The 4815-nt window shown below is 73.3% G+C and carries 3 protein-coding genes; 1 reads left to right on the forward strand and 2 read right to left on the reverse strand.

Features of this window, described 5'->3' with window-relative positions:
• Nucleotides 1-40 precede the first annotated feature (40 nt).
• Together ACFUEL_RS35330 and ACFUEL_RS35335 are read right to left on the reverse strand one after the other, a co-directional pair.
• Nucleotides 41-2473, reverse strand: a complete 2433-nt coding sequence (locus tag ACFUEL_RS35330) for an RICIN domain-containing protein (protein WP_380241614.1) — start codon at nt 2471-2473, stop codon at nt 41-43.
• 119 nt (nt 2474-2592) lie between these two features.
• Nucleotides 2593-4035, reverse strand: a complete 1443-nt coding sequence (locus tag ACFUEL_RS35335) for an RICIN domain-containing protein (RefSeq protein WP_380241616.1) — start codon at nt 4033-4035, stop codon at nt 2593-2595.
• A 335-nt stretch (nt 4036-4370) separates the two neighbouring features.
• Here ACFUEL_RS35335 and ACFUEL_RS35340 point away from each other — a divergent pair.
• The coding region (locus ACFUEL_RS35340; protein ID WP_380241618.1) for a DeoR/GlpR family DNA-binding transcription regulator at nt 4371-4815 on the forward strand (445 nt) is incomplete at its 3' end.

Here is a 4815-nt window from a genome sequence, read left to right on the forward strand (position 1 = left end):
ACCCGGAGGTGGTGCCCGCCGTCGCCGTTCAGCCGGAGGCTCAGCCGACCAGCAGCTGCTGCCCCGGCGCGCCCGTGCAGGGCCGCTGCACCAGCGCCGCCCCGTCGGCCGTCGAGGAACCGGCCACGTCCAGGCACTCGCCGCTGTGCCGGGCCAGCAGCGCCACGTACCCGGAGCCGGTGTCGCGCACCGACCACTGCTGGTTCGCCCCGCCGTTGCACGGGTACTGCACCAGCGGCGCGCCGTCCGCGGTGGCGGCGCCCGACACGTCCAGGCACTGGCCGGTGGACTGGACCACCACGTTGACCTGGCCGGGGCTGCCAGCCGGCCGCAGCGCCCACTGCTGGTCGGTGGCGCCGGCGCAGGTGTGCTGGACCACGGCGGTGCCCGCGGCGGTGGAGCCGCCCGCGACCTCCGCGCAGCGCCCGCTGAGCCGGACCTTCAGTCCCTTGTACGCGTCGGCCGCGGCGGAGCCGATCGCCCAGGACTGGTTGGCGCCGCCGGTGGGCGTCCAGGCGCCGACCGGCGCGCCGTCCGTGGTGGACTCGCCGGTGACGTCCAGCAGCAGGCCGCTCGCCCGGTTGACCAGGGTGTCGTGCCCGTCGCCGGTGGTGGACAGCAGCCACTGCTGCTGGGTGGAGCTGCCCGCCGCGGCGAAGGACAGCACCCCGCCGCCGACGCTCAGCGCCTTGCCGCTCTTGACGTTGGTGATCCGGTAGGCGGCGGTGGAGTCGTACGTCCCGGCGAGCCGGGTGAAGTTCCACTGCTGGGCGGTGTCGGTGGCGTTGGCGGCGCGCTGCACCACCGCGCTGCCGGAGGCGGCCAGTGCCAGGCCGCTGCGGTCGTTGACCAGCCGGCGGGTCTGGCCGGTGGGGACGGTGGCGGCCGCGGTGGCCGTACCGGTGGCGCCGGGCAGCACGAAGGTGGTCACCGAGCCGGGGCCGACGGTGGCGGTCAGGGTCTTGGCGGCGGTCGCGGCCAGGTCGGGCCCGCGGACCAGGTTCCGGCCCGCGTCGGTGGTCCACTGCTGCACCGGCACCGAGGTGTCGACGCCCTGGAAGCCCGCCAGGTCGAGGGTGAGGGTCTGCGCGGCGCCGGTGGAGTTGGTGTACACCGCGACGGCGCCGGTGCCGTTCGGCCGCAGCGCGGCCAGCGTGTCGGCGGAGTCGGTGGCGATCACCCGGGCGCCGGGCCGGACGAAGCGGCTGTAGTTGGCCATCGCCCAGTACTTCTTGTTGAGCCGCAGCGGCTCGTCCGCCGGGTCGGCGGAGTCCAGGTCGACCTGGACCAGGCCCCAGTTGGAGTCCTCGTGGCCGGGCGTCATGTTGGTGTAGTCCTCGACGGCCTGCCACATCACCCAGGCGCCGGGCTCCAACTCCCGGACGTCGTCGGTGATCCGGTGCGCGAAGTCGAGCGCGGGCGCCATGTCGGTGAAGCTCTGCGGCACCGAGCCGCCGAGGTCCACCTCGGACATCCAGGCGGGCAGCCCGGCGCCCTTGGCGAGGTCGCGGACGGTGCCGCGGCCGCCGGTGGAGTAGGTGTGGGTGTTGAGCCTGCCGACCGCGGCGCGGGCGGCGGCCGGGTAGGCGCTCCAGTCGGCCCGGAACAGCTCCGGGCTGGTCTCGTCCATCGCGGCGACGGGCGTGGCCAGGTGGGCGGCGTCCAGCGCGGCCCGCACGCCGGTGACCAGGCGGGCCTGCGAGGCGGCGTCCCAGTGCGAGCCCTCCTGCGGACCGCCCGCGTGCCAGTACGAGGTGCCGGGCTCGTTCATCGGTGACAGCGAGGAGAAGGTGACGCCGGTGGCGGCCTGGACGCGCTGCAGCGCCCCGGCGAGGTAGGCGGCGAACCGGTCGTACTGGTCGGCGCGCAGGTTGTCCCGCGAGCCGTCGACGGCGCCGGAGACCAGGCCGCTGTCGGTCATGAAGTACGGCGCCGAGTTGGAGAACGCCTCGAAGGTGTCCGCGCCGCGGCTCTTCGCGGCGGTCAGCCACCAGCGCTGGGCGGCGTCCGCCTGCGGGTTCCAGTGCGCCGGGTTGCCCGGGTCCCACCAGTTCGGCTGCTCGGTCCACCCGGTGGTGTCGCCGCCGGGTGGCCCGTACGCGGCGGGCCGGTTCCAGTAGCCGGGCACGGCCGCGCCGGGGCGCAGGTAGGGCGCGGTCTCGGGGCTGTCGCCGCCGCCGATGTTGTAGCGGGCGACGGTGAAGCCCAGCCCCTCAGCCCCGTACAGGGCGTCGGCGAGCTCGTTGCGCTTGGCGTCCGGCCAGTTGCCGGTGGCATTGGCGAACCAGGCCAGCGCGGTGCCCCAGCCCTGGAACGGCTGCTGCTGGTAGCTGGGGTCGAGCCGGACGGTGACGTGCGCGGCGGCCTCCTCGGCCGCGGCGGGCGGGGCGGCCAGGGTGCCGGCGGCGAGCGCGGCCAGGGCAGTCAGCGCGGCAGCGCGGGCGCTGCGGGTGGTGCGGCGCTGTGGGGACACGGAGTTCCTCCGGGACGGGGGCGGGGCGGGGGCGGGCATGCGGAACGGCACGTCCCTCGCCGGGCGAGGGCCAGGAACGTGCCGTCTGGTGGGGGTGGTGCGCGGGGGCGGGTACGGGGTCAGAGCCAGGACGGGCCGCGCCGCCACAGCTGGTTGGAGCCGGAGTTGCAGGTCCACTGCTCCAGCGCGGTGCCGTCCGCGGTGGACTGGTTGGTCACGTCCAGGCACTTGCCCGAACGCCGGTCGACCAGGCGGACGTTGCCGCTGCTGTCGGCCTGCTGCACCTGCCACTGCTGGGAGTTGGCGGTGGAGCAGGTGTTCTGCACCACGGCCGCGCCGTTGGCGGTGGAACTGCCCGCGACGTCCAGGCACTTGCCGCTGTGCCGGGCCATGATCTGCACGTAGCCGCCGCTGAGCGGCTTGAACCAGAAGGTCTGGTTGGCGCCCCAGCCGCAGGACCACTGGACGGTCCGCGCGCCCGCGGCGAACGCGTAGTCGGCGACGTCCACGCACTTGCCGCTCTGCTGCCCGGTCAGGTTCTCCCAGGCGGCGTTCATCGGGGCGACGGTGCCGGCCGCGGTGTCCACGGTGATCTGCGGGGAGGCGCCCATCGTCATGGTGGTGGCGGTGGGGAAGGTCAGCGGCAGCCACACGTACTGCGAGTCGTTGACGGTGCCGCCCGTCCAGTTGCCCCAGCGGTCGCCCATGTACAGGTAGCCGGTGCCGGAGGTGCCCTGGACGGGCAGCACGTACGCGGTCTGGCTGCCGTAGGCCAGGCCGTCGCCGATGTTGCTCAGGCCGCTCCAGCTGCCGGTGATGCTGGTGGCGGTGCCGTACATCTGCTGGTTCGGGGTCCAGCCGGTGGCGCCGGAGGTCAGCAGGAAGTACACGCCGTTCCGCTTGAACAGCGCGGGCGCCTCCCGGGAGGAGCCGTTCCACAGGCTCTGCACCTGGGCGTCGATGCCGGTGTAGTCGGCGGTCAGCCGGTACACGTGCAGGTCCCGGTTCTCGTTGGCGGCGGAGACCATGTACGCGGTGCCGTCGTCGTCCACGAAGGTGGTGATGTCCCGGGACATCTCGCCCAGCGGCCGGAAGCTGCCGCGCCAGCTGTAGTCGCCGTCCACCGTGGAGGAGACCGCGACGGCGGCCCGCGCCTCGCCGTAGTCGGTGGCGCTCTCCTTGTGCATCCACATCACGAACTGGCCGGTGGCCTGGTTGTAGATCACCTTGGGCCGCTCGATGTTGGCCGAGGCCAGCTCCGGGTCGGTGGCCTGGGTCAGCACGTGGTTGCGGAACTCCCAGCTCTTCAGGTCGGTGGAGCGGTACACCGACACGTACCGGAAGCTGTTGTCGGCGTTGCGGTCCTCGCCGAACCAGTAGTAGTACGCACCGACCTTGATCACGCCGCCGCCGTGCGCCTGCACGGCCGCCCCGGTGGTGTCGGTGAACCGGGTGCCGTTGACCACGGGCACGGGGGCGGCCTGGGCGGGAGCGGTGCCGGCGGCCAGCGGCGCGCCCAGCGCCAGCAGGGCGCACAGCAGCGCGGATCTCGTACGCGACATGGGGGTACCTCACGGCTTCGGGTGGGGGCGGGGTGGGGGAGTGGAGCATGTTGGCGCAAACAAGCGACTGGGGGAGAGTCTCGGAGTGGTGTTCGTTTGTGTCAAGGGTTCCGGCGGGACGAATGGGGGCAATGATCGGCTTTTGGCAAATCACCGCAGCTCAAGTGGGGTGTGGCGGATAACGGTCGGGCGGCTGGTGGGCGCCCTTCCGTCACGAGTGGGCGTTTGGTTGTGTTGAATCCACAGTCCGAATGGGGGCAGTGGGCGAAAACCGGCCCAGGACCGCACTATCCTGTTGATCCGTGAACCACTTCCGAGCGGTGTAAGGAGACCCCGTGGCGGACCAAGCGCTGCTCGCCCCCCAGCGCCGGGCGCTGATCCTCGACCTGGTGCGCCGGACGGGCGCCGTCCGGGTCGCCGACCTGGTGGAGCAGTTCGGCGTCTCCGACATGACGATCCGCCGGGACTTGGACGAACTGGCCAGGTCCGGCGAGGTGGAGAAGATCTACGGGGGCGCGGTGATCAGCGGCGCACGGGCCGAGGAGCCGGGCTTCGAGGCCAAGGCGCAGCGCGAGTCCGCCGCCAAGGCCGCCCTGGCCGACGCCGCGGCGTCCCTGGTCGAACCCGGCAGCGTGGTGGCGGTCTCCGCCGGCACCACCGCCCACGCGGTGGCCAGCCGCCTGCTGGACATCCGCGGCCTGACCGTCGTCACCAACTCGCTGCCGGTGGCCGACCTGCTGCGCGAACACGCCGCCAAGCACCCCGGCAGCGGGCCGACCC

Origin of the sequence: Kitasatospora sp. NPDC057198, from assembly GCF_042670125.1 — a bacterium.
In the GTDB taxonomy this organism is placed as follows: domain Bacteria; phylum Actinomycetota; class Actinomycetes; order Streptomycetales; family Streptomycetaceae; genus Kitasatospora.